This window comes from Acinetobacter sp. BIGb0102, from assembly GCF_003815055.1.
Taxonomy (GTDB): Bacteria; Pseudomonadota; Gammaproteobacteria; order Pseudomonadales; family Moraxellaceae; genus Acinetobacter; species Acinetobacter vivianii.
Genome location: NZ_RKQE01000010.1, coordinates 291,381 through 314,025, shown reverse-complemented (window position 1 = coordinate 314,025; position 22,645 = coordinate 291,381). Strand labels below are relative to the sequence as shown.

24 protein-coding genes and 1 pseudogene are annotated in these 22,645 nt (G+C 39.3%); 5 read left to right on the top strand and 20 right to left on the bottom strand.

Annotation, left to right across the window (positions count from 1 at the left end; genetic code table 11):
• Window positions 1-148: 148 nt before the first annotated feature.
• Together EC846_RS04285 and gltS are read right to left on the bottom strand one after the other, a co-directional pair.
• Window positions 149-1,312: a zinc-dependent alcohol dehydrogenase gene (locus EC846_RS04285; protein ID WP_123774313.1), complete on the bottom strand. Its 1,164-nt coding sequence runs from the start codon at window positions 1,310-1,312 to the stop codon at window positions 149-151.
• 269 nt (window positions 1,313-1,581) lie between these two features.
• Complete coding sequence (gltS, locus tag EC846_RS04280; protein ID WP_123774312.1) at window positions 1,582-2,802, bottom strand: sodium/glutamate symporter; 1,221 nt, start codon at window positions 2,800-2,802, stop codon at window positions 1,582-1,584.
• Window positions 2,803-3,258: 456 nt separating this feature from the next.
• On the opposite strand from gltS, the gene EC846_RS04275 reads away from it, so the two are divergent.
• Both EC846_RS04275 and EC846_RS04270 read left to right on the top strand, forming a co-directional pair.
• Window positions 3,259-3,894, top strand: a complete 636-nt coding sequence (locus tag EC846_RS04275) for an SOS response-associated peptidase (protein WP_123774311.1) — start codon at window positions 3,259-3,261, stop codon at window positions 3,892-3,894.
• A 541-nt stretch (window positions 3,895-4,435) separates the two neighbouring features.
• Window positions 4,436-4,774, top strand: coding sequence for a hypothetical protein (locus tag EC846_RS04270; protein ID WP_047427531.1), 339 nt, complete (start codon window positions 4,436-4,438; stop codon window positions 4,772-4,774).
• Here the strand turns inward: EC846_RS04270 and EC846_RS04265 are convergent.
• From EC846_RS04265 to EC846_RS04245, 5 genes are all read right to left on the bottom strand, one after another.
• Window positions 4,761-5,231, bottom strand: coding sequence for a BLUF domain-containing protein (locus tag EC846_RS04265; protein WP_123774310.1), 471 nt, complete (start codon window positions 5,229-5,231; stop codon window positions 4,761-4,763). The genes EC846_RS04270 and EC846_RS04265 overlap by 14 nt on opposite strands.
• Window positions 5,232-5,375: 144 nt before the next feature.
• On the bottom strand, window positions 5,376-6,020 hold the full coding sequence (locus EC846_RS04260) for a glycosyltransferase (RefSeq protein ID WP_123774309.1): 645 nt from the start codon (window positions 6,018-6,020) through the stop codon (window positions 5,376-5,378).
• Complete coding sequence (locus tag EC846_RS04255; protein WP_123774308.1) at window positions 6,017-6,616, bottom strand: class I SAM-dependent methyltransferase; 600 nt, start codon at window positions 6,614-6,616, stop codon at window positions 6,017-6,019. Before EC846_RS04255 ends, EC846_RS04260 begins: the two co-directional genes overlap by 4 nt.
• Window positions 6,609-7,385 (bottom strand): PIG-L deacetylase family protein, encoded by a 777-nt coding sequence (locus tag EC846_RS04250; RefSeq protein WP_123774307.1) that lies wholly within the window; start codon window positions 7,383-7,385, stop codon window positions 6,609-6,611. The genes EC846_RS04255 and EC846_RS04250 overlap by 8 nt, the downstream gene beginning before the upstream one ends.
• Complete coding sequence (locus tag EC846_RS04245) at window positions 7,373-8,386, bottom strand: acyl-CoA dehydrogenase (protein ID WP_123774306.1); 1,014 nt, start codon at window positions 8,384-8,386, stop codon at window positions 7,373-7,375. Before EC846_RS04245 ends, EC846_RS04250 begins: the two co-directional genes overlap by 13 nt.
• A gap of 262 nt (window positions 8,387-8,648) precedes the next feature.
• Between EC846_RS04245 and EC846_RS04240 the strand changes: the two genes are divergently transcribed.
• Complete coding sequence (locus EC846_RS04240; RefSeq protein WP_004772208.1) at window positions 8,649-8,882, top strand: DUF2171 domain-containing protein; 234 nt, start codon at window positions 8,649-8,651, stop codon at window positions 8,880-8,882.
• 111 nt (window positions 8,883-8,993) lie between these two features.
• On the opposite strand, the gene EC846_RS04235 is transcribed toward EC846_RS04240, so the two are convergent.
• Both EC846_RS04235 and EC846_RS04230 read right to left on the bottom strand, forming a co-directional pair.
• Complete coding sequence (locus tag EC846_RS04235) at window positions 8,994-9,926, bottom strand: lauroyl acyltransferase (protein WP_123774305.1); 933 nt, start codon at window positions 9,924-9,926, stop codon at window positions 8,994-8,996.
• Window positions 9,927-10,271: 345 nt separating this feature from the next.
• The gene (locus EC846_RS04230; protein WP_123774304.1) at window positions 10,272-11,027 is read right to left on the bottom strand and encodes an SDR family oxidoreductase; all 756 of its coding nucleotides are present in this window, start codon (window positions 11,025-11,027) and stop codon (window positions 10,272-10,274) included.
• A gap of 123 nt (window positions 11,028-11,150) precedes the next feature.
• Here EC846_RS04230 and EC846_RS04225 point away from each other — a divergent pair, with 123 nt between their 5' ends.
• Complete coding sequence (locus EC846_RS04225; RefSeq protein ID WP_123774303.1) at window positions 11,151-12,047, top strand: LysR family transcriptional regulator; 897 nt, start codon at window positions 11,151-11,153, stop codon at window positions 12,045-12,047.
• A gap of 123 nt (window positions 12,048-12,170) precedes the next feature.
• On the opposite strand, the gene EC846_RS04220 is transcribed toward EC846_RS04225, so the two are convergent.
• From EC846_RS04220 to EC846_RS04205, 4 genes and pseudogenes are all read right to left on the bottom strand, one after another.
• Window positions 12,171-12,686: a hypothetical protein gene (locus EC846_RS04220; RefSeq protein WP_123774302.1), complete on the bottom strand. Its 516-nt coding sequence runs from the start codon at window positions 12,684-12,686 to the stop codon at window positions 12,171-12,173.
• A gap of 119 nt (window positions 12,687-12,805) precedes the next feature.
• A complete protein-coding gene (locus tag EC846_RS04215; protein ID WP_123774301.1) occupies window positions 12,806-13,099 on the bottom strand; it encodes a hypothetical protein in 294 nt (97 codons plus the stop codon).
• 216 nt (window positions 13,100-13,315) lie between these two features.
• Window positions 13,316-13,426: pseudogene (locus tag EC846_RS04210) on the bottom strand (phosphonoacetaldehyde hydrolase); the annotation flags it as partial.
• A gap of 47 nt (window positions 13,427-13,473) precedes the next feature.
• Window positions 13,474-14,658 carry a benzoate/H(+) symporter BenE family transporter gene (locus tag EC846_RS04205; RefSeq protein WP_265936689.1) on the bottom strand — a complete coding sequence of 395 codons (1,185 nt, stop codon included), beginning with the start codon at window positions 14,656-14,658 and terminating at the stop codon, window positions 13,474-13,476.
• A gap of 93 nt (window positions 14,659-14,751) precedes the next feature.
• On the opposite strand from EC846_RS04205, the gene EC846_RS04200 reads away from it, so the two are divergent.
• A complete protein-coding gene (locus tag EC846_RS04200; protein ID WP_123774300.1) occupies window positions 14,752-15,321 on the top strand; it encodes a helix-turn-helix domain-containing protein in 570 nt (189 codons plus the stop codon).
• Window positions 15,322-15,351: 30 nt separating this feature from the next.
• Here the strand turns inward: EC846_RS04200 and EC846_RS04195 are convergent, their stop codons facing one another.
• From EC846_RS04195 to EC846_RS04165, 7 genes are all read right to left on the bottom strand, one after another.
• Window positions 15,352-16,026 carry a YjjG family noncanonical pyrimidine nucleotidase gene (locus EC846_RS04195; protein ID WP_004772237.1) on the bottom strand — a complete coding sequence of 225 codons (675 nt, stop codon included), beginning with the start codon at window positions 16,024-16,026 and terminating at the stop codon, window positions 15,352-15,354.
• 198 nt (window positions 16,027-16,224) lie between these two features.
• Window positions 16,225-17,481 (bottom strand): 3-(3-hydroxy-phenyl)propionate transporter MhpT, encoded by a 1,257-nt coding sequence (mhpT, locus tag EC846_RS04190; protein ID WP_004772240.1) that lies wholly within the window; start codon window positions 17,479-17,481, stop codon window positions 16,225-16,227.
• A gap of 641 nt (window positions 17,482-18,122) precedes the next feature.
• Window positions 18,123-18,563: a YbaN family protein gene (locus tag EC846_RS04185; RefSeq protein WP_123774299.1), complete on the bottom strand. Its 441-nt coding sequence runs from the start codon at window positions 18,561-18,563 to the stop codon at window positions 18,123-18,125.
• 25 nt (window positions 18,564-18,588) lie between these two features.
• Window positions 18,589-19,188: a biliverdin-producing heme oxygenase gene (locus EC846_RS04180; RefSeq protein ID WP_171409984.1), complete on the bottom strand. Its 600-nt coding sequence runs from the start codon at window positions 19,186-19,188 to the stop codon at window positions 18,589-18,591.
• A 25-nt stretch (window positions 19,189-19,213) separates the two neighbouring features.
• Window positions 19,214-20,134, bottom strand: a complete 921-nt coding sequence (locus tag EC846_RS04175; RefSeq protein WP_005257721.1) for an energy transducer TonB — start codon at window positions 20,132-20,134, stop codon at window positions 19,214-19,216.
• Between the two features lie 10 nt (window positions 20,135-20,144).
• Window positions 20,145-21,611 (bottom strand): surface lipoprotein assembly modifier, encoded by a 1,467-nt coding sequence (locus EC846_RS04170; protein ID WP_171409983.1) that lies wholly within the window; start codon window positions 21,609-21,611, stop codon window positions 20,145-20,147.
• A gap of 106 nt (window positions 21,612-21,717) precedes the next feature.
• Entirely contained in the window at window positions 21,718-22,509 is a 792-nt protein-coding gene (locus tag EC846_RS04165; protein ID WP_005257724.1) for a Slam-dependent surface lipoprotein, read from the bottom strand.
• Window positions 22,510-22,645: the final 136 nt, after the last annotated feature.

The following is a 22,645-nucleotide window of genomic DNA, read 5'->3' as shown; positions in this document are numbered from 1 at the left end:
CCGAACCTGTATTTTTATTTTTCATTTATTGTACGCTTTTTAGCCATGTTTCAGCGATTTCGAATTCTCTATTTTTTTATTTAAAAGTTGGTTGGAGAATAAAAAAACCTCTAATATGACTTAGAGGTTTTCTACGCTTAATCGGTTTTTAAGGCGTAAGAATGACCTTACGACATTCTTCTTCCCTATTATCGAAAATACGATAACCTTCGGCTGCATCTTCTAATTTCATTCGATGGGTAATGATGGCTTCTGGTGACAACTTACCGTACTCAATCAGTTCTAATAATTGAGGTAAAAATTGATGCACATGCGTTTGCCCCATTTTAAAAGTAAGCCCTTTATCAAAAGCATCGCCAAATAGGAAACCATGAATAGGCCCTGCATATACACCAGGTACACTGACCACTCCACCTCGACGTACCGCCGCGATACATTGACGTAAAACTACACCACTTGAGCCTTCAAGTTTTAGATTCGTCAGCAATGTTTCTATAACACTGCCTTTTGCCTCAAATCCAATGGCATCAATAACCGCATCGACACCACGATAATTGTCTGTATGCTGAATAATGTATTCGGCAGCATCTACAGCTTCAAAATCAACAGGAATCGCACCATACGCTTCCGCTGCATATCTCAGTCGGTATTGATTATGATCGACAATAAAGATCTTTTCTGCACCGAGCATTTTGGCGCACGCTGCACTCAGCAAGCCAACAGGCCCTGCACCATAGATTGCCAAAGTTGAACCTTTAGTGACTTTTGCATTACTTACTGCTTGCCATGCAGTAGGTAAAATATCGGTGAGAAAAAGCACTTTTTCATCTGACAATGACGTGGGCACTTTAAACGGCCCTTTATTGGCCTTGGGTACACGTACATATTCTGCCTGCCCGCCCGGAATGCCGCCATAGAGATGACTATATCCAAACAAAGCAGCGCCTGAAGGAATTTGTTTTTTATTAATAATCGATCCTCGGCCTGTATTGGTGGTTTCACATGCAGCGGTCAGATTTAACTGGCAAAAGAAACACTGTCCACAAGCGATGACAAAAGGCACAATGACCCGATCACCTTTTTTAACCTGTGTGACGGCAGAACCGACATCTTCAACAATCCCCATAAATTCATGTCCAAAAATATCACCCTGCTCGGTTTGAGGAATTTTTCCTCGATACAGATGCAGATCTGAACCGCAAATCGCAGTTGCAGTGACCCTTAAAATGATATCGTCAGCTTCTTGAATAACAGGATCAGCTACCGTTTCAACACGAACATCTTCAGCACCGTGGTAAGTAAGCGCACGCATGGTTATTCCTTTAATTTTTAATGGCTCATTTGATTATGGGCGGTGTTTCTTTACCGTTTGCAACGTTTGTTTGCGGTCAGGTAAGTCATATTGTGAATATGCAAAAGGAACTAACGCTTTGTAACCAATCATGAAAAATTAAGAAAAAGCTGAAAAGAGTATTTTTGAGAAATTGCAGTAAATAAGAACAAAAAAAGCCAGTTCATAAAAACTGGCATTTTCAAAGTGGTAAAGCATTTCAGCTCTTTAGTGGAACAAAGCTCTGCACGCTAAAAGAAATTAATAATGGTCTGGATCACAAGCGCATTAATAATATCGACAAAAAATGCCCCAGTCAGTGGAATAATCAAGAAGGCTTTGTGCGAAGGCCCATAAGTATTGGTAACTGCCTGAATATTGGCAATTGCTGTTGGCGTTGCACCTAAGTTGACACCACATTGTCCTGCACAAAGTACCGCTGCATCATAGTTTTTGCCCATAATTTTAAAGGTGACGAAAAACAGGTAAAGCGCCAGAAACAGGGTTTGTGCAATAAGAATAATGACAAGTGGCCCTGCCAGACCAGCAAGCTGCCAGAGCTGTAAAGACATCAATGCCATGGAAAGGAACAAAGCCAAAGATGCGTTACCAAATACGTCAATACAGCGGTCAAATAGCTTGATATTAAAGACATATTCCAGCGTATTACGTAAGAACACACCACAGCCTAATGCCCACACAAAGGTAGGTAACTCAAACCAATGACCTTTGGCAAAGTCAGTCATAAAATTGGCAAAGAAAATACACAGTGCAAACATCCCCAGTGTCTTTACCGCATCGTCCGCCGTAATCAGTCTGGTTTTTTCTGGATATTCAAATGGTGCTGTTTCATTTGCAGGTGGTGCTTCAGTGCGTTGCTGTGTCGGTGCAATTTCTTCGGCCAATTTATAACGACGAATCAAAAACTTTGCTACTGGGCCACCCATCATGCCACCGACAACCAAGCCGAAGGTTGCACTTGCCATGCCTAAAACGACAGCGCCTTGAATACCATATTCATTTTCAAAAATGCTACCCCAAGCACTTGCAGTACCGTGGCCACCCGTTAAGGTCACAGATCCCGTAATGAGACCAATCAATGGATCTAGCCCTAAAGCAGTTGCCAAACTTATGCCTAAAGCATTTTGTAATAAAACATAAGTCACTACACAGAACATGAAAACAATCAGTGTTTTTCCGCCCTCTTTCAACTTTGACAGGCTGGCGCTCAAGCCGACCGAAGTAAAAAAGACCAGCATGAAACTGCGTTGAATGTCTGCATTAAAATTCACCGTAACATCAAACTTGGTGAATAGAAAATAAGTGACAATCGCAGCGACAAGTCCACCAATTACAGGCTCAGGCATATTGTAGCGTTTTAATAAACTAACTTTATTAACCAGAAAATAACCAATAAAAAGCACAAAGACTGCAACTACAATCGTACCAAAAATGTCGATATCAAAATTCATTGTTTACCAAATCAAAAAACACTGACGAAAGTCGTTGGTTAAGGGAGACCTTCTTTTGAAGATAAAGCGGGCGATAGTAAAGCAATTAGAAGGATTTGTTTGTTAAGCTTAGTAATTTTTTGCAGGTCTAAACATGTAAAAATCGATATAAATACAATCGGTTAATGTCGGCTCAATTTCCTTTGATCAGAATCTTTTAAATTGAAGTATAAAATTTATGAGTTTGGGATAATTTCTTCTAATTGATTATCATGATGAGATAATTTTTTATCTCATCTATTTTTTTAGATATCTTAAATCATCTGCCCTTTCAGATCGTGTCATAAGATTTCATTCTCTCTAAGAATCACCAGATCAGCAGCTATTGATGCAATCCAAGTACAAAAATATGCTCCTCAATAACGTGGTTCTGATCAACACTAAGTGAGTGTTTATTGAACGATACGAGGCTGAGGTATGTGTGCAAACTATCGACCTATTCAGAAAAGTCGGGCTCATTTATTAGATTTGTTTGAACCGACATTTGACTACAAAACGGATATTTATCCTGAAGATCTTAGCCCTATCCTGATCTCACCCGATCAAAAAGTAGAATGGCGTGCCGCCCGTTTTGGTCTTGTGCCTTTTTGGGCCAAGGAGTTAAAGGCAGTTCAGAATGCTTATAATGCACGTGCTGAAACGGTGGCTGAAAAAAATAGTTTCAAACATGCTTGGAATAAAAATCAATTTGCTTTGGTACCTGTCGAAGTAATTTTTGAACCTAAGTATATTGATGGTCAAGCACAGTGGTATGGCATCTATCGTCAGGACAAAAAGCCGTTTACAGTCGCCGCTATATATGAATATGCAAGTGTTGCAGGTCAGGAAATTCTCTCCATGAGTATGCTGACCATCAATGCAGATTCCCACCCTTTAATGAACCAGTTTCATGCGCCTGAACATGAAAAAAGATCAGTCGTTATCATCTCTGAAGGACACCGTCTGGACTGGCTAAATGCAGATCATGCACAGGCAGCCGAAATGATCCTTGAATTTTCTCCAGATGAGTTTACTGCTGCACCGAAATCCCAAATTGATCATTTCTATCCATGAATGAATTTCTTATCATAAAACTTAATTCTTTTCTCATTTTTCTTTTTATAGAAAATCGCATCGATAACAGCGCATACCAATTCTAGATAATCAATGTTCTTACTTCATTTAAATATTGCTCATCATTATTTTTTCTCTAATGAAATATCATGTTGCGTTTTGTTAAAAATGTAAATTTAGAGAAATTATATTTTGTAAATAAGTAATTGTTTTTAAATTAATTTATTTTAAATTAAAATGTAAAATTTGATCAAAAAAACACTCATTTGTAGGTAATCTCTTACAAACGTGTAAGCCAAAAACCTATTCTTCAACTGTTTGATTTCTTTAATAATTAATTCGGTACATTTAAGCGCTCTTTACTATTCAATAGAAAGCTGAATATTAATGAAGAGATCCCGTAAAATAAAAAAGGCATCTTTATTAATATAACAAATCTGAATAATGGAAAAGAATCTCAAATAATGTCTGAATATGTACCATCTTTCCTCTGGTTCCAGAGGAAAGATTTTTAAATTAACTTCAGGATAGGAAATAGAATATGTTTATTGCAAAAAATATCTTTGTCTTTTTACTATCAATGTTAGCGTTGTGCCTACTCATCATCTTCTTTAATTATTTAGGCTTTAACGAAACAGTTAATCTGATACTCTCCGCGACTCTCTTTGGTGTGTTTATTACGTGGTATTTTAAAGGCACAGAATTATGTCTGGCCTTATTTAGTTTCTTCTACTGTGCCATGCTGATTATTAGCCAGAGTATGGAAGTGATCTTGATGTTTATGACTTCTATTGCTGTCTATTTACTCATGGCTAAAGTGTTACCGAAACTTAAAACCGTGAATATCAAGTTGCGAACCAAACAGCTTAGAATGGATTAACGCCACGATTGACCATGCCAACTTTTTTGCCAATGGGAAGCGTTGTCTGTTCTGCAAGTAGCAATTCACTGAGAAAAGCATCTAGACTTGTCTGGTCGAGACAGCTCGGATTAAAGCTATTTTCTCCCAAAGTCAGAAAGAAAGATTCAATATTGGTATTTCGTTGTACATATTTCATTGACCAGCGTTTAAAAGTCGATTGGTCAATGGAGTGTGTATTGAGATGCTTGACATCGAGATGCCGTGAATCGGTTTTTATTTTTTCAAATAAACTTTCAACAATCTGCTGTTCTCCCTCCAAGCATTGAAAAAAGGCATTATCTGCATAGTAGAGGACGCCATAAATACAATGCTGAGTATTGAAATCTCGAGCTTCGGTGAGGATATCGCGTAAATCTTGTAGCAAATCATCGCTATTTTCATTGCGTTTGCTGGCATAACATAATCGTATATTCATAAAGATTTCCGCAAACTCTGAAAGTTATTTTGTTAATTATAATTTTTAAAACTATCATATATTTACAGAATCACGAAAACTTTAATTTTTTATTTTGTCATTTGCTTTTATACCGTTTAATTAATTTTCATTCTAAAAAGTCCCTTAGAGCTGTTTTAAAAAATGTGATAACCCTTGTGGTGCACGTCCATTCAGTCGACTGCTGGTGGTGACCCGAACCAGATTACTCCAGGTGATTTTGCTACATTGAGTCATAAATTTTTGAATTAATGACACATCCTCATGACAAGGAATCGGCTCAAAACCTCCCGCCTGAAGATAAGCATCTACGCTAAAACTTAAATTTGCGCCATGAATATGCTGATGCCCCATACTGTCCTGATAATGTGCCAGATATTTTTGCTGTTGCGGTGCTGATAAGTGATTTAGATTATCCAGCACTACGATTCCACAGATGGCATCAGTAGGCTGATGTTGCATCTGACACAGTAACCAGTCTGGATCGACAATGGTATCGGCATCAGTACAAGCGAGCCATGTCACACTCTGTTGAATCAGATGTCGAATACCTAAATCTCTGGCCTTGCCTACACAAGCATAATTGCATTCAATCCAGTTCACTTGATGTGATTCTACAATCGCACGGGACTGATCCGTGCAACTGTCTAAAACCACCAAAATCTCGACCTGTTCATGACCAATATGTTGTACAGCCTGTTGAATCGACTGCAAACAGGCAGATAAATGCTGCTCTTCATTATGGGCTGGGATAACAATACCGATGTTCATATTAAGCCCTGCTGTTTAGCCAAAGATGAAGGATTTACCGTCCAGATATCAATGATGAAATCTGGATCATTCAGACTTAAATAATGAGTGAAAGGCAAAGATTGTTTTAAATGATCATGCACTTGAAAGGCATCCAGTTCAAAATCCTGAATCGCGTGACGCCAGTGACAACATAGGATTTCACCTTGTGGCGTTACACTGTCTTTGAGTTGATCGATCAGCTCATGCAATTCATTGCGTGATAAGTAATAGGCCACTTCACTGATAACAATCAGATCAAATTGCTGTTCAGGAAAATTTTCAGGTATTTTTTGCTGTTGAACATTCACATGGCCCAGATTCTGTAAACGTTGCGAAGCCCAATGGACAGCGTGAGCAGAAAGATCTAGACATAAAAGCTGATCAGCGCGTTGGGCCAAATGTACACTTAAATGACCATTGGAACAGCCGATTTCCAGCACTGATGAATAGTGCTGTTGAGTGAGTAATGCTAAACAAATCTGCCTTTTACGAGCCTCATACCAATGATGATCGTAGCCCCAAGGGTCATTGTTGTGATGATATAAGGCTTCAAAATATTGACTAGAATCATTCACAAAGATAAACCTCCCAAGGCATCAACAAACGTTCGATGATTGCTGGAGATAAAACCGCAGCATTGCCTGTACTTTCATCAGCTTCAATCTGACTCTTAAACTGCATAATGGCCTGACGTTTTTTGATTAACTGGCTCTGAGTTAAGCTATAAGCTCTGGCCTGTTGCCAGTTGATACGTGGATCTAAAGGCCGCGCCCAATGCCATGCCCAGATCAGCACATGTAAATATGATAGGTCATGTGCTAGAGCAAAGGCCTGTACCGTTTTTCCTACCGCTTCATGATCAGGATGTCCATCCTGTGCGTAGCTACAAATCAGAATGTCTTCCGCTTGAACCTGCTTGTCTAATGCTTGCCACAGTTGCTCAGTATGCAAATGAATCTGTCCATCTGGTAAATTTAAGGCAATACGTTGAGCAAAATCCGAGACCTCTAAACAATGTAATGCTGCCAGACTTTCTTGCGGACGGATTCGATCTAATTGCTCTGGACTATATTTGCTTGAATGCGGATGGCTTTGGGTGCCATTGCTGACAGCAACAATCACTAGGCGACAATTCAAGCTAATCAGCTGTTGCATCAAGCCGCCACAACCGAGTATTTCATCATCTGGATGCGGCGCCACAATCACAATCCGTTTCGATTGAAATTTTTCAAGATTGAGTGACGATAGCGGTTGTTGCTCAAATGCATGTAGCCATTGTTCTCTAGAAGTACCTTGCCCTTCAATAATGCGATCCTCAACCAAAGGATGTTTTAGAGCTGCCATGCTATTTGCTCCTGTAAACATCGTTCAGCAATTTGCTCATCATCAAATGCCGCATGACTTTGCCGAATAAATACAGGTAAATCTGCCATTAGACTGGCAAAGGTTGCTTGTTCACAAAAAGGCCGTGCGCCCAGTGCTTTTCCAACCCCTTCAATAACCGCCAAACAGCTTTGTTCTGCCTGCGCGCGCAAGACACGTACGTCCCGTTCATGACTAAGCTTGGGTTGGTGATCAATCAGTTGCGCGACGTATTGGAAATATTGTCGGGTCACAGCAAGTTGAGTTGCCAACTGTCCTAAATACATTTTCTTAAAAGGATTGGGTGTTTTAAGGCAGCTTTGTTGCAGCTCTTCCATTAACCGTACTGCCGCACCATACCAGCACGCTGCAACACCCGCAGCACCATGCCAGAAACCAGCCCGATCAAGGTAATCGTTGGGACGGCCAATGAGTTTGACGGCTGTCTCATGAAAACTGACTCTGGCAGTTTGTGTGCCTTGCATGCCTACGGCTTGCCAGTGAGCCAAATCAATGGTGATTGAGGGTTGGTTGAGGTCGATAATGCAAAGCTGAGATTGCCCCTGTTGATCCTTAAAACTGATTAATGCTTTTTGAATAAATTCAGCCCCTGAACACCACGGTTTAATTCCACAACAAAACTCATTTTCGACCTGTAATGGTGCTGGCCCACCATCAGCAGCCCAAATGGCCCATATTTTCTCATCAATTTCATTTTCATATCCGAGCTCATGCAAAATGCTTAATGCATCACAATGTGATTCAAAAAGCTTGGCTAAACTTAGGTCAAAGCCAGCAATCTGGGCGAAAACTTGCCAGCGCTGATAGGTCTGGCCTGAGGCTGGTTCAGGTAATCGCCCAACAGAATGGATCAACTGTTTAAGCACCAATGGCCGTTGATTTAGCTTCTCTTCAGCTGAGTACTGCTCAAAGCGATTTAAAATGTCAAAAGTTGATCTTTTTATCGATATTCTACTATTCATTTTTAAAATATTAATTTAAGTCAGTTTATTTAAAAGTAATTTAAAAATTCCGTTGAGTTAAATAGATAAATTGTAATAAAAAGATAATTATTCGTAGTTATTTAACTATTTATTTCGTTTTGTTTCATTGTTAACTAAACAGTATGTTTAGGTGAATCTATAAAATCATCCTGTAAGGATTATTTAAAACCCAACAATTATGAGGAAATATGCAGTAGCTTAAAGGCTTCCGTGTTGTGATGTTTATAAAGAGGTTTAAGAAATGAGTACTTTAAATATTCAAGATATTAAAAAACATTCAGATGTCATCGCTTCTTGTGGTACCAAAGTCGGAACAGTTGATCATCTCGAAGGTGATAGTCAACTCAAACTGACGCGTGATGAAAATGATCAACATCATCTCATCCCAACGGCATGGATTGGTGAAGTCAAAGATGACAAAGTAGTTCTGATTAAAAACTCAGAAGAAGTTAAGCAACAATGGCAAGCAATATAACGAAGTCAATGCTCTAAAGTATTTTTGTTTGCTTATAAAAAAACCTACTGCCTTGATTGGTAGTAGGTTTTTTATATTGATGATTTAACTAATAATCTTATAGTTCACCGCTTATGAATAAAGTGTGGCCTCTCCTAGCGCTCGGGTCTTAAATCTTCGGTGAAACCACATATATTGAGTTGGATACATGCTGATCTGATTTTCAAGAATCAGATTGACTTTGGTTGCATCCGCAACTTCATCCTGACTTGGAAAATTCTGTAGCGGTGGCTCAAGTAAAATATGATATTGAGGGTTGCGGATATTACCCGTTCGATAGAAAAATAAAGGAATGGCGGGAACTTTTGAGATGTTCATTAGTCGCCGATGCGCCGTTACCGTCGCCGCTTGAATATTAAAGAATGGTGCCATAACGCCTTGTTTTAGGCCAAAATCCTGATCTGGGCTATACCAAATGGCTCTTCCCTGTTTCAGATTGCCAATTAAACCTTTCATATCATTTTTGGAGATCTGATTTTTATAAATGGTGGCACGCGACCGGCTGATTAACATATCCAGTAAGGGATTGTTTTGTGGACGATACACTACATCCAGATCAAAGAAACAACTACTGATATAGCCGCCCGCATCTAAAAGCGTGGTGTGGCTACCTAATAAAAGAACCCCTGTCTCACGTGCTTGTGAAATATGCTCTAAACCCTGAATATGTATACGGTTTCGATACCATTTTGGACTATACCAAGCATTTAAGGCTTCGAATAAACCAATGATCATATTGAAAAAGACTTGCTTTGCTTCAGCTTCTCTTTCTGAGGCATCTTTGTGTGGAAAGCATAATTCAAAATTTCTTAACGTGGTTTTACGTCGAGATTTTAAAACTTTCCACGCCAATTTTGATAAAGCATCTGCTAATCTCCATTGAATCGCCCACGGCAATATTGCAAATAACATTAAAATCGTAAGGGAGATCCATATTCCCCAATATCTGGGTAATAAAAATGACCAATAAAACTTTCCTGTTTCATGCTTCTGCTTTAAATCCATTTGAGAGTATTTTCTTAAGAAAAACTAAACAGCCTAGCATATATAAATATTTTATGTTGTATCATGCTTACAATCACAACAATTTAATCAGTTAAAAGCCGATATTATTTTTATAAAATTAAAAAACTTAGTTTAACTGCATGATTAATATCTATAAAAATTATTAAAAGATTTATTAGGCATATTATTTGTATTGTGTGATATATATCAAATTTAGTCTTTAAAGTCCTGAATTCTCGCCTACTCAAAGATTCTCATATTCGTTTCAATATAGAGACCAGAAATACAGTATTTTTAGCTGTAGCGCTGCCCGAAACACAAAGTTTCGGGCAGCATTGTTTTGTATTAGATGATGCCGCCATTGACACGAAGTACTTGGGCATTAACCCAGTTGCTGGCTTCATTCACTGCAAAATCTAAAACTGCTGCAATATCTTCTACCTGCCCCAAGCGTTCCAATGGCGCCGCTTTGCTTAACTGTGCAATCAACGCTTCACTCTTCCCTTCTAGAAAAAGCTCAGTCGCAGTTGGCCCAGGCGCAATCGCATTAACGGTAATATTTTTACCTCGAAGTTCCTTGGCTAAAATAGCGGTTAAAGATTCAATTGCGGCTTTTGATGCTGCATAAACGCCATAGCCTTCAAGTTTTAGCCCAACCACACTACTAGATAAATTAATAATTTTTCCACCATGTGTCAGTCTTTTTGCTGCTTCACGCATGGTATATAAAGATCCTTTCAGATTGATTGCCATAATTTGATCAATACTTTCATCATCGACCTGCTCGATTTTACTTAAACGCATGATGCCAGCATTATTAATCAGGACATCCACGCGGCCATAGGTCTGGATCGCATAATCGAAAAGTTGGGTCACTTCATCTGAATGGCTGATATTGGCTTTAAACGCACTCGCGATGCCGCCCGCAGCCTGAATTTTCTTTACCACTTGATCTGCTTCCTGATCATTATTGGCATAGTTAATAATAATCTGATGTCCTTGCTGAGCCAGTAAATTTGCCGTAAAAACACCAATGCCTCGAGAAGCGCCCGTAATTAGAACTACTTTTGACCGATCAGAATGTGCAGCTGTATTTGTCATTTTAAACCTCATTGAATGAAACTTATCATCTTATGCGTTCTATGATACTGTTCAGCTATCAGTTAATAATCTATCGGATTCTGACATCTTTGTCCGAATAAACCGAACAAAGGACATCAAAAAATGGATAAGTTAAATGCAATGTCTGCTTTTATCCATGTGGTCGAGCAGCAAAGTTTTACCAAAGCGGCGCAAATATTAAACCTGCCCCGTTCTACACTCACGGATGCGATCAAGCAGTTAGAGACCCAATTAAACACACGCCTGTTATTCCGCACCACACGTCAGGTTCGACCAACCGATGAAGGCCAGATTTATTATGAGCGCTGTAAGTATATCTTGAGCTATATCAATGAATCAGATCATGATTTTCTGCATGCAAAACCTCAAGGAACCTTAAAAATAGAAGTGCATGGTATTTTTGCCTCTCATTTTATTCTGCCAAAATTACGAGATTTTTTAAGTGAATTTCCTCAAATCCAATTACAACTGACAGAAAGTGACCGTTATGTTGACGTGATTAAGGAAGGAATTGATTGCGTGATCCGGATCGGACAACTGAATAATAGTGAACTGATCGTTAGGCATCTGGGAAATATCCAGCAAGTCACGTTGGCAAGTCCGCAATATTTACAACAATACGGTATGCCCCATCACCTAGACGCGCTTAAAAGCCATGTTATGGTTGGGTTTTATTCCACTGCCCGTCAGAAGAATCTTCCGCTGGAGTTTATGGTTGGGGGTGAAATAAAAAATTATGATTTGCCCTTTATGATTCAGGTCAATGGTGCGCATACCTACTCAGCAGCAGCGAAACAACACTTTGGGCTGATACAGGTACCGCGTTATGGTCATGTTGATGAACTTGCACAAGGCGTACTGTGTGAGGTTTTGCCGCATTATCCCGTACCTTCGTTGCCTGTCTCTTTACTTTATCCTTCTAAAACACTGATTTCACCGAGACAGAAAGTTTTTATTGAATGGATCGTACAGTTATTTAAACGCTATCCTTTGGGTTGATGAAGGGTTGCACCTAAAACTGAAATTTTAAAATGATTCGTTGTAAGAAAATTAGAAATATTTTTTATGATTAAGGTGGAAATTTTGTCGCTATTTTAGATTACTATGATTTTAAAGATAATTTTAATGCCTATAATAGTTTAGAATAAGTGCAGCTGCTACTTTTGAATACCATCCTTCTTTTTCTCTTATTTGTTCTAACTCACTCATCGTAATGAAAATTTTGTTAAATTTTCTTTCGATTTCTTTAGAATCAGGTCTATTTGTTTTTAAAGCAATTACGCCAATTCCCTCTCGTGAACTCTCAAAAGCTAACCAATCACAATTTTTATTCATTATGATAATTGGATACTCTAGCCTTGATTTCTCTAAACCATCGATACTTTCGAGTTCATCCTTATTTCTAAAACTATAGTATGAGAAATTCTCCTTGTTTAAATTTCCAAATGTAATGAAAACTTCTTCTTTGAAATTGGTTGAATTAATATGAATTAAACTGTCTAGAATATCCTTATAATCTAATAATGGTCTTTCAAAAAACCAAAAAATATAATTATTTTCTTTGAAAATATAAAAAGGTAAGTCCTTATCTAGTCTAATATTTTTGCTAATTAAAGATTTTATTGCTTCTCTATTCATGTTGGCCTTCAATAATATCTATTATATACATCTATTTAGAGAGTTTTTGCTAACTTTAAGCAGACTACAAAGATTTTTAAAATTCTTAATTATGACTCTAGGAAAAATAATAACTTAAGTCATAGAATTGTGTCGAAAAAAGTTGGTAAGATTACATTCTTGGCTTCTATTTCACATACATCCCCTGATTGAATCTCTAGTTTTATATAAAAATTCCCATTATCCATTCTATCAAATCTAGTTATTTCATTTAGGGATATACTTTCACCCCACTCATCCTTTTTGGTTAACTTAAAGTTGAGAAAGTTTTCAGCTATTAAAAATACATCCTCAGACTTGTTGTTCCTAAGCTGAATCACTATCTTTGCTTCAACCCCAATAATATTGATTGAAATGAAAGACCAATCATGCATAACAACTCCTTTGAAATATTCTTGCAAATTTCGCTCTTATAAAAATTAATTTTTCTATTTCTTTTTACACCTTTTTATCTCAAATTTCTAACTCTTTTCTATTCATCAGTTGATCCTGCTAAATGATATTCTTACGCTTAATTAGATATAAAAAAGCCAATTGTTTTTTATCTATCAATTGGCTTGGTTTCTTTCGATAAGTTAAGGCTTTTCACCTTAATTTAAACGGCGCTCAATATCATCCAATACGGCTGGTAAATCAGCGATACTATCAATTACATAATGTGCACCTGACTGATTCATTTTTGCATAAGCTTTGTCTTTGAGAGATTTTTTACCATTCTTCGAAGTTTTAGCAGCTAAAAGCCGATTCTCTACGCTATTTTATGATCACGTTTCACTAAAATCTGATACGCAATAATTCCGCCAATCAGTCCCCAAAACGCTGAACCGATCCCCAATAAGGTAATGCCCGATGCAGTGAGAAGAAAACAGATAATCGCTGCATCACGGCCTTGTTCGTCTACCAATGCTTGATGCAGACTGTTCATCAAGGTGGTGATTAAAGCCAATCCAGCAAGAATATGGATCAATACGGTTGGTAAGCCATTAAACAATATGAAAATAGCGCCACCAAAAATCCCTGCGATTAAATAGAAGATCCCTGCCCATGTAGATGCAATATAACGTTTTGCAGGATTTGGATGAACATCAGGTGCCATACAAAGCGCTGCAGTAATGGCTGCAATACAGATACTAAAACCACCCCATGGCGCTAATATGATCGCGGTTAAGGACGTACACACCAGCAACATTGACGTTTTCGGTGAATAACCGCTGGCCTGTAAAATTGCAATACCCGGCGCATTTTGAGATGCGAGAGAGACAATAAAAAATGGAATCCCGACACCAATCAGCGTAGTCATGGTGAAATGCGGCTGGATAAAGGTCGGAAGCGTAAATACGTTGCTGGTCTGTGTAAAATGCAAATCCCCGCTGAGTCCTGCAACAACAATTCCTGTAATCAGTGTTGCAATAATGGCATAGAGTGGAAACCAGCGTCGGGTCAAAACAAATGCCGCCAACATGGCAATACACAGGATAAAATTGACCTGTAATGCTTCAAATGTACTTAAACCAAAGCGTAACAGGATGCCTGCCAGCATCGCAGAAGCGATGGAACGCGGAATGTAATTCATGAGCTTGGCAAAAATACCAGTCGCGCCACATAGCAGCATTAGTCCCGAAGCAAAAATAAAGACCCCCACCACTTCATTAATACTTACTCCAGTCAGGCTGGTTGCAAGCAAGGCAATTCCGGGTGTCGACCATGCTGTTAAAATCGGAGTACGGTAATACAGCGACAAGCCAATGCTGGTGATCCCCATGCCGATACCCAGCATCATCAGCCAGCTTCCAGTTTGCGAAGCATCCAACCCAGCCCTTTCCAGTGCCTGCAAAATAATGGCCAAAGAACTGGCATAGCCTACCAGTACGGCCACAAGTCCAGTCATGATCATGGCTGGTGAGGAAGACCTAAAAAATGCTAAGTTACGCATAGGAAGTACTTTACTGAAAATGACGGTAGAGTGACTAAAGTATCATCGTCTGTTATAACGGACAATCATTTTTAATCAAGAAGACTTCTATTTATGCAAGATATTCCACCCAATGTTGCCGAAGCTCTAAAAAAATTAAGAACCGAGCGAGGTTTGAGTCTTAGCCAGACTGCTGAATTAACTGGTGTGAGTAAAGCGATGCTTGGGCAGATTGAGTTGGGTAAGTCGAGTCCGACTGTTGCAACCCTCTGGAAAATCGCCACAGGATTCAATATTGCATTTTCGACTTTTCTTGAAGGTGGGCAAGCTCAAACTCAACCAGAGATTCATCATTTCAGTGATTTACCCGTTTTTGAACAGGATCATTCAGGAATGCGCGTTAGTCCTCTGATTCCTTTTGATGAAGAACTGCGAATGGATGTGTTGAAGATTGAATTGCTACCAGGTGCAAAAAGTGAATCTAGCCCGCATGAGGCAGGCGTGATTGAGCATATTATTGTGTTTGCTGGGGTATTGCAGTTACAGCTTGAGGGGATGAATCATACTGTTGCCGCAGGAGAATCCATCCGCTTTCATGCCGATATTCCGCATACCTATGCCAATACGGGTGAGCAGAGTGTGATTATGCACAATGTCATTCACTATCCACATCCTCCCTCTTAACCTCTTATCAGCAAAGGCACACTTTTGCTTTTATAGGATCTTGGTCAGATCTGACAGATGTTGAATGGTATAAGTAATATTCAGATTCTGTTCATTCTTGAGTTGTTTCGGATTATACCAGCAGGTCGGGATTTCACAGGATGTTGCCCCCTTGATATCTGCCTCCAAACTATCCCCAATAAAAAGTATTTCTTCTTTGGCGATATTACTTCTGGCTAAGCAGGTCTGAAAAAAACGCTGGTCGGGTTTTTCATAACCCACATCATCAGAAACATATAAATCAGAGAAATGCGGTAATAAACCCGCCAAGTGTAAACGTGCTTTTTGTTGAAGCAGAATGCTATTGGAAGCAGCAAAAAGTTTATATTTTTGGCTCAAATACTGGATTGCTTCTGCTGCACCTTCTTCAAGAGTATGCTCTTTTGCCAGATTCCCTTGAAAGGTATCACGAAAATGATCGTGGTTAATTTCAACTTTTAGTGCAGTAAACAGTTCTTTAAAGCGATTATTAATCACATCCTGTACGGTAATTTGACCTAACTTCTGTCTTTCCCATAAAAGATGGTTAATTTGTTTATAGGTAGAATAGGTCAGATCATCATGATGTAAATTGAATTCCCCAAATGATTTCACAAATGCCGAGCGATTCGCCACGCTAAAATTCAGCAAGGTATCATCAATATCAAAGAAAATCGCCTTATACATCCTACTCTTCCTATCTGTTCATCCTCAATCGCCGCTATTTTATTATACCGATAAGTCAAAAGCCAATGTGCATCATCTTGAATCAATCATTGGTGCATTTGCAGACCGAAATAAAAAAGGAAACAGCGGGTGCTATTTCCTTTGATTGTGGACGTCGAAAAATGAATCCTTTTCTAACCTTCAATTGATAAGACTAAATCAGGTAGTGACGATCTTTAGATTATCTTTTTCTTCTGCGGAATGTGTCGGTTTACGAAGTAAGATCAGTGCTGAAATGGCAGCCAATAAAATCATCGGAATACTGGATGCAATCACCACAATTTCACTTTGACCTGTTCCCAGTAAATATCCCGCGACCAATGGGCCAGAAAACGCACCTATCCTGCCAATTGCGACGGCAGCACCGACTCCCGTTCCTCGCATTTCCGTTGGATAATATTTGGCTGCTAAGGTATAGAGAATTGACTGACAACCAATCACAAACATACCGCATCCAGTTGCAAATAAGGTAAAGCTAAATGCGCTATTAGAATAAGCAAGACCAATCAGCGAGAGCAAAATCCCGCTATAAACACTTGCAACAATCACGAATTTATTCAATCGATCCAGCATAAAACCTAAAATGAGTACGCCGATTGAGCCACCCAGATTAAAGCCTATCTGGATATAACTTGCTTGTTCTTTATTAAGTCCTAATCCTGAAATGAGCGTTGGTAACCAGTTTTGGAATAGCGCCAATACCAAAAGCGTTCCAAAGAAACTTAACCATAGACTAGAAGTGATCAGCACACGAGGCTTTGCAAACAAAACTGTCATTAAGCTTTGATTTTTTGCTGGACTGGTCGCTGTTTTATTGAGATAAGCTTTTGATTCAGGTAAAAAGAAAATCAGAATAGGTACAAGCAATAAAGGTGCGATACCACCGAAATAAAAGATATGTCGCCACTCATGATCGGCAGTGAGAGATAATGCAACCACAGAAGTGAGCACACCGCCAATCGGCATACCGCAATACATGACACTTACCGCCGTGGCTTTGTATTTTTCACTCACAGCCTCGGAAACCATAGTAATCACAATGGGTAAAGCCCCGCCCATGCCTAATCCTGTCAGAAATCTTACCAACAGTAAGGTATTCAGTTGTTGGGCAAAAGGCGTTAATAAAGACATCAATCCAAAAATAAGAATACAGCTAATAAATACTTTCTTACGTCCAATCGAATCGGCGATCCTTCCTGCAATCATGGCACCTGGTAAAGTCCCCAGAACTGCTGCACTAAATACCCAGCCCATTTCCGTACTGTTCAGTAGCATTTCCGCTTTCATTCTTGGAGCCGCAACGCCCATTGACTGCAAATCAAAGCCTTCAATAATGGCGAAAATAAAACATAAAACTAATGTAATGATCATGCCAATTTTTGATGACGGTGATGCGACTTCTGCATCCTTTAACATTTCTATCTTCCTTTTTGATTCTTCGAATTTATAATCCCTTATATGCTATACACATTTTTGGCATATTTTTAGCGTGTGTAAAAGACTAGCAGAGCGAATTTAATTACGCAATGCAAAATAAATTTATGAATTATATAATCAATACACATTGTGAATACTTATAAAATATATAAAGCTCATCATTCTAAAATTGCACTTACTTGCGTCTCCTCTCTTTCTCGTTTTTATCCCGATCCTATTGAGCAGCGCACGCTTGAGTTGGTAATGTTGAGCTGGGGAAATTCGATGAACAAGGCGAGTTGATCCATCAAGATTTTTCTTCTTTTTATGCTCTTATTCCAGTGGCTTGTTACGGGCTGATTCTGATTGGTCTTAAACCTCATCAGCCTAATAATATTGGTTTATATTTTTAATCAAATCAGTTAGATGATAAATTATAAGTGTTAGATTCAAATTTTTAATTATTGAGTAGGTATGCAAGATTGTAGTAATAGGTCAAAATCTCACCAAGCCGTTTTTTTCATATCTTTTTCTAAGTTATCGCCAATGAAAAATGCTTCTGTACTGTTTGAATAATAATGTTAGATATCTTTAAAATCATTGGCTTGCGTTCTTATTATGTCTAAAATAGGTTTTGTCATCTAATCTCTAAACCACATCCAGACCAATACTGCTGCCATACATGCTATAAGAGGATAAACAACCCAAGGATGTGGAATGGTCCAGATCATAATTCCAGCAGCTATACTCATACTTACCGTTGAAATATATTTGGCTTTTTTCGGAATACGTCTATTTTTCTGCCATTCCTTGATGATTGGACCGATAAAGCGATGATTGAGAAACCATTGATGGAGCTTTTCTGAACCTCTGGCAGCAAAGAAAACAGCCAATATAATAAAGTCAACGGTCGGTAAACCCGGAATAAAAATTCCAAGAATACCGAGTCCAATGCACAACCAGGCAAGGCAAATAAATAATAATCGCCACCAAACAGAACGCGCCAATTTGCTTACTGGCTGTGGCGTTTGTGACAAAATATCTGTTTTCAGATCTTTATTCATGTGATCAATATTCTCCATACCTGGCAGTACTCAATTCACTTGTTTATTTCAACTCATCCAGTTGACTTAATGCTTTTCCAAAATACCCAAAAGCATCTAGCGCACCTTGCACTACGCGATCCTGTAAAGCCGTTTCAAAATCTGCATCATCAAGTGCCTGAACAAAGCGTTTCCAGACCTTGGCACGTCCTTCTGGATACGCCGCGAGGTTACGGGCAGCAAATGTTTCAGAGAAGCCTAAGTTTTTTTGAGCTTGTTTAAATAAAAAAGCTGCGCCTAAGGTTGACCCTTCTGAGACATAGATCCAGCCCAATGCTTCAGGTAATTTAACCGCTGCACTTTGCAACGGCTGTCCTGCTGGTTGAATACCTAAATCTTGCAAATCTTCAAAAGCTTGCTGGGAACGTCCACGAATACCGAGATCTGGAATTAATACCGCAATACCTTCTTGCTCAAAAAGATGCTCAATTTCTTGCTGAAAATAGTATTGAGACAAAGTGAATTGCGCATATTTTTCTTTGCTTGCAAAGACATCTGCCTGAGCCATTAAGTGGTGCATTCTTTCATGTTCTGCTGCCGTTTCTTGCTTTAAGCGTTGAGAAAGGCTGTTGGCGACTATTTGTTCTGTTGCTGCGTTCATTATCATTCTCCTGAAGAAAGAATATTGCTCATCGGCGACCCCGACTGAGATTAAGTTGCACTGGAAAATCAACGACAATAGCCACTGCTCGGCCATTGACTTTGTAGGGTTTGAATCTGGACTGACGGGCTGCGTTTAGAACTCGCTCATCTAAGCTGGCAATACCCGAACTTTGTTTTAATTGAATATCGATAGGCTGCCCGTTTTCATTGATGCGTAAACGTAACTCCACCATGCGAGTTTGTTGCCGAAGTTCCCGATCATCGTAACTAAACTTTCCGAAACTGAGCACATCCACACTACTGACTTGAACAGGTTCATCATGCTGAACTTGGCTTTCAGGTGCTCGACTGAGCTCTTGTTGTGCTGCGGATGTTTTTACACCTCCAGAGTGTGGTAGATTTTCCTCAGAATTCTCTTTTTGTATTTGCTGCTTTTCACTCACATTCGCAACTTGTTGATGAGTCTGTGTCTGTTGTTTAAACGCTTTACTTTCTACAGACTGAACGGCAACATTTTGTGCTGATTGAGATGCAACGGAGTGATCTTTTTGACTCGGCTGTTTCTTCTGCACCGTATGTGTTGCATTTTGACTGATGAATATCTTTTGCTCGATGGTCTCTGTACTTTGTTGCGTAGCACGAGGTGCAGATTCTTTTTTTAAGTGTTGTTGTTTGGGGGGCTGAGCAATGGCACTCTGAGCCGTTGTATGAGGAGATGGATTTTCTGATGGTGCTAACGACAAAAAACGTACCTTGAGTGCATTTACTTTCGGTGAGGTGGCTAATGTATAAGGTTCAATAAAATGACTCAGACACCATAAGGCGATTAGATGCAACGCAATGACCAGCAATACAATGATCGACTTCGGATAGGAATGTGCCAAAACCAAAATAGAGGGTGGTTTTGAGGTCAATTCATAAGCTGGGTATTGGAGCTTTGATTTCATCGTCATCCCTCTAAAAACGATGCTCAAGCTTCAAGCTGACATTGTGTTTATCATAGGAATACAACCAATCCACATTGCTATTGTTATGGTTATAACGATAAGTCAGATTTGGCGTCATGCCGTAAAATTTAAATCGGGGCATCTGCAAAACAAAGGTATAATTTTGTTCAAAATCATGACGACGGGCTTGTAGACTTTCGGCATATCGATCAAACTGCCGCCAGCGATATGAACTAAATAAAGTGGTATTCAACCCAACATTCCAGGATTTACTCAGCCCTAAACGGACACCTTGTTGTTGATAGGCCGCCATGTACTTTTCTTGGGTGTCATGATCCAGTACATCTAGTCCACTAAATAATGTCCATTGTTTGGGTAGAATCTTCCAAAAGGTGAACATCGCCGAGCTTTCTTTACCATCTAATGTTTTATATTTTTGATAATCCAGATCCTTGATTTCAGCTTCAAGCTTGAATGCTTTGTCTGCGGCAATAAATCGCATCCATTCAGCACGTGCACCCCATGCATTGTATAAACCATTATTTGCATAACGTTTATGTTCAAACAGCGGTGCAATACTGATCTGATTTTTTAAATCGAAAAAACTATAACCTGCATTAATGTTCAGGGTGGATTCGTTATAGTCAGCATGATCATCATAAGACTGTCCATATGCTAACCCACGTAAGGAAATCCCATGATTGCCGTAGAGAGAAAAGCGTTTCATTAAACTGGCTTCATAGTCCATACCCGTTGCTGATGCTGCTTTGGGACTGCCACGGGTAATTTCTTGGATGGGAGTCGCATTGCCCTTATCGTCAATACCATACAACGTCCAAGTTTTACTTTGTTCAGAAGAACTATTCAGATTTGTGGCATAGGATGGACCAATCGCGACACTGCCTTGCCATGAATCACGCTGATCGAGCGCTTTGACGAACAGATTAATCGTTTGTTCTACTTCAGGCGGTATCACCGCCCGATCACTCTGTCCCAATTTGTTTTGAATTGATGTAAAAAGGCGTGCTGCTTCTTTGTTCTTCTGTTGTTCAAACAGCACGCGCGCTAACTCTAGTTCACAAATAAGATTATTGGGTTGTTTATTGAGACTACTTTGAAATTTTTGCTCGGCTAATTTGAGCTGCCCTTGGGCACGTGCCAATGCCCCTTCAGCAAAATCAGTTAAAGCCTGATCATAGCTTTGATATTGCTGATAATGCTTTAAATAAACCGTAGCATTGCCCCACTGTTTTTGCATGACAGCCAGATAGAGGGCTTTGGCCAAATCATCCTGATTTTTTTCTACTGCATAAATTTGACCATTGATACGGATACTGGGGAGTTTCTCGGTATCACGAATTGTGCCTTGTTGTTGTAGTTGATGTTGCTGTTGTAATAAATTTTGATCCAAACTTTGATTCAGGCGAAGTTGAGTATCATCATCTGCATAGAGTGATGAAGTAGCCAATAGAGTCAGACAGCACAACAATGTTCTTTTCATAAAAACCGCAAAACAAAAAATAAAATCATTAAGTCTTAAGTAAGAAAAAGGAACCTACAGGTGTAGATTCCTTTCGCTATAATTAGTTCTTCGCACCACCAAATGCAGTGTTATAAGAAACATTGTCAAATTTCGCGATACCTGCTAAAGCAGCAGCATTTGCACCAAAGAAATGACCTTGAACAGCACCAGAATCATCTAATCCAGCGGTACCATTTGCGATTGCAAATCCGCTAAATGCAGCCGAACCCGGATTAAATGTCACACCATCAAGTGTTAAGTTTGAAACGGTTGTACCTGTTCCAGTTAATGAACCTTCCAGGGTACCTGCACCAAAGTTTGCAGTGAAATTACCAGTTAACAGATTGCTTGCTGAACCATTAATCCCAGCAACGGTATAGGTCGCAGTACCTGCGGTTGGTACTGTGGTATTGGTATTGTCACCCGCGTAATAAACGGTATGGCTTGCACTGGCAGGCGTATCACCTGCTTTCCACCACTCACCGAAATAAACCTCCTGTGTACCCACCTGACCAAAATTAAAATTACCTAAGGCACTGTGTGAAGGTGGCATTGCCGATACTGGAATATGAGAGATATTAAATGTCTTGGTACCGACAGTAACATTGCTATTACTTGTACCTTGCGCAGCAAATGCTTGCGCTAGACCTTTGAGTGAACTAAAGCCTGTAAAAGCGTTGTATGGCGCACCTGCCGCCTGCACTGAAACTGCAGCCGCACCACCTGGATGACTGGCATTGGCTGCCGCACCGACTTTGATATTTGCTTCATTACTTGAAGCACCTTCAATACCTGCATGAGCAAATACAGCAGAACATGCAACAAGACCGATGAACAGTTGAGAGATTTTCATTTATTGTTACTCCATTTTTTCTAAAGCTAAGTTATTGTTTCAATAAAGATAACGATATCGTTACCTATTTAGTTGTATGAGCAGTTGGATTTTGAACTGCCCTTGATTTTGTAAATAATAATCATTCAATATTATT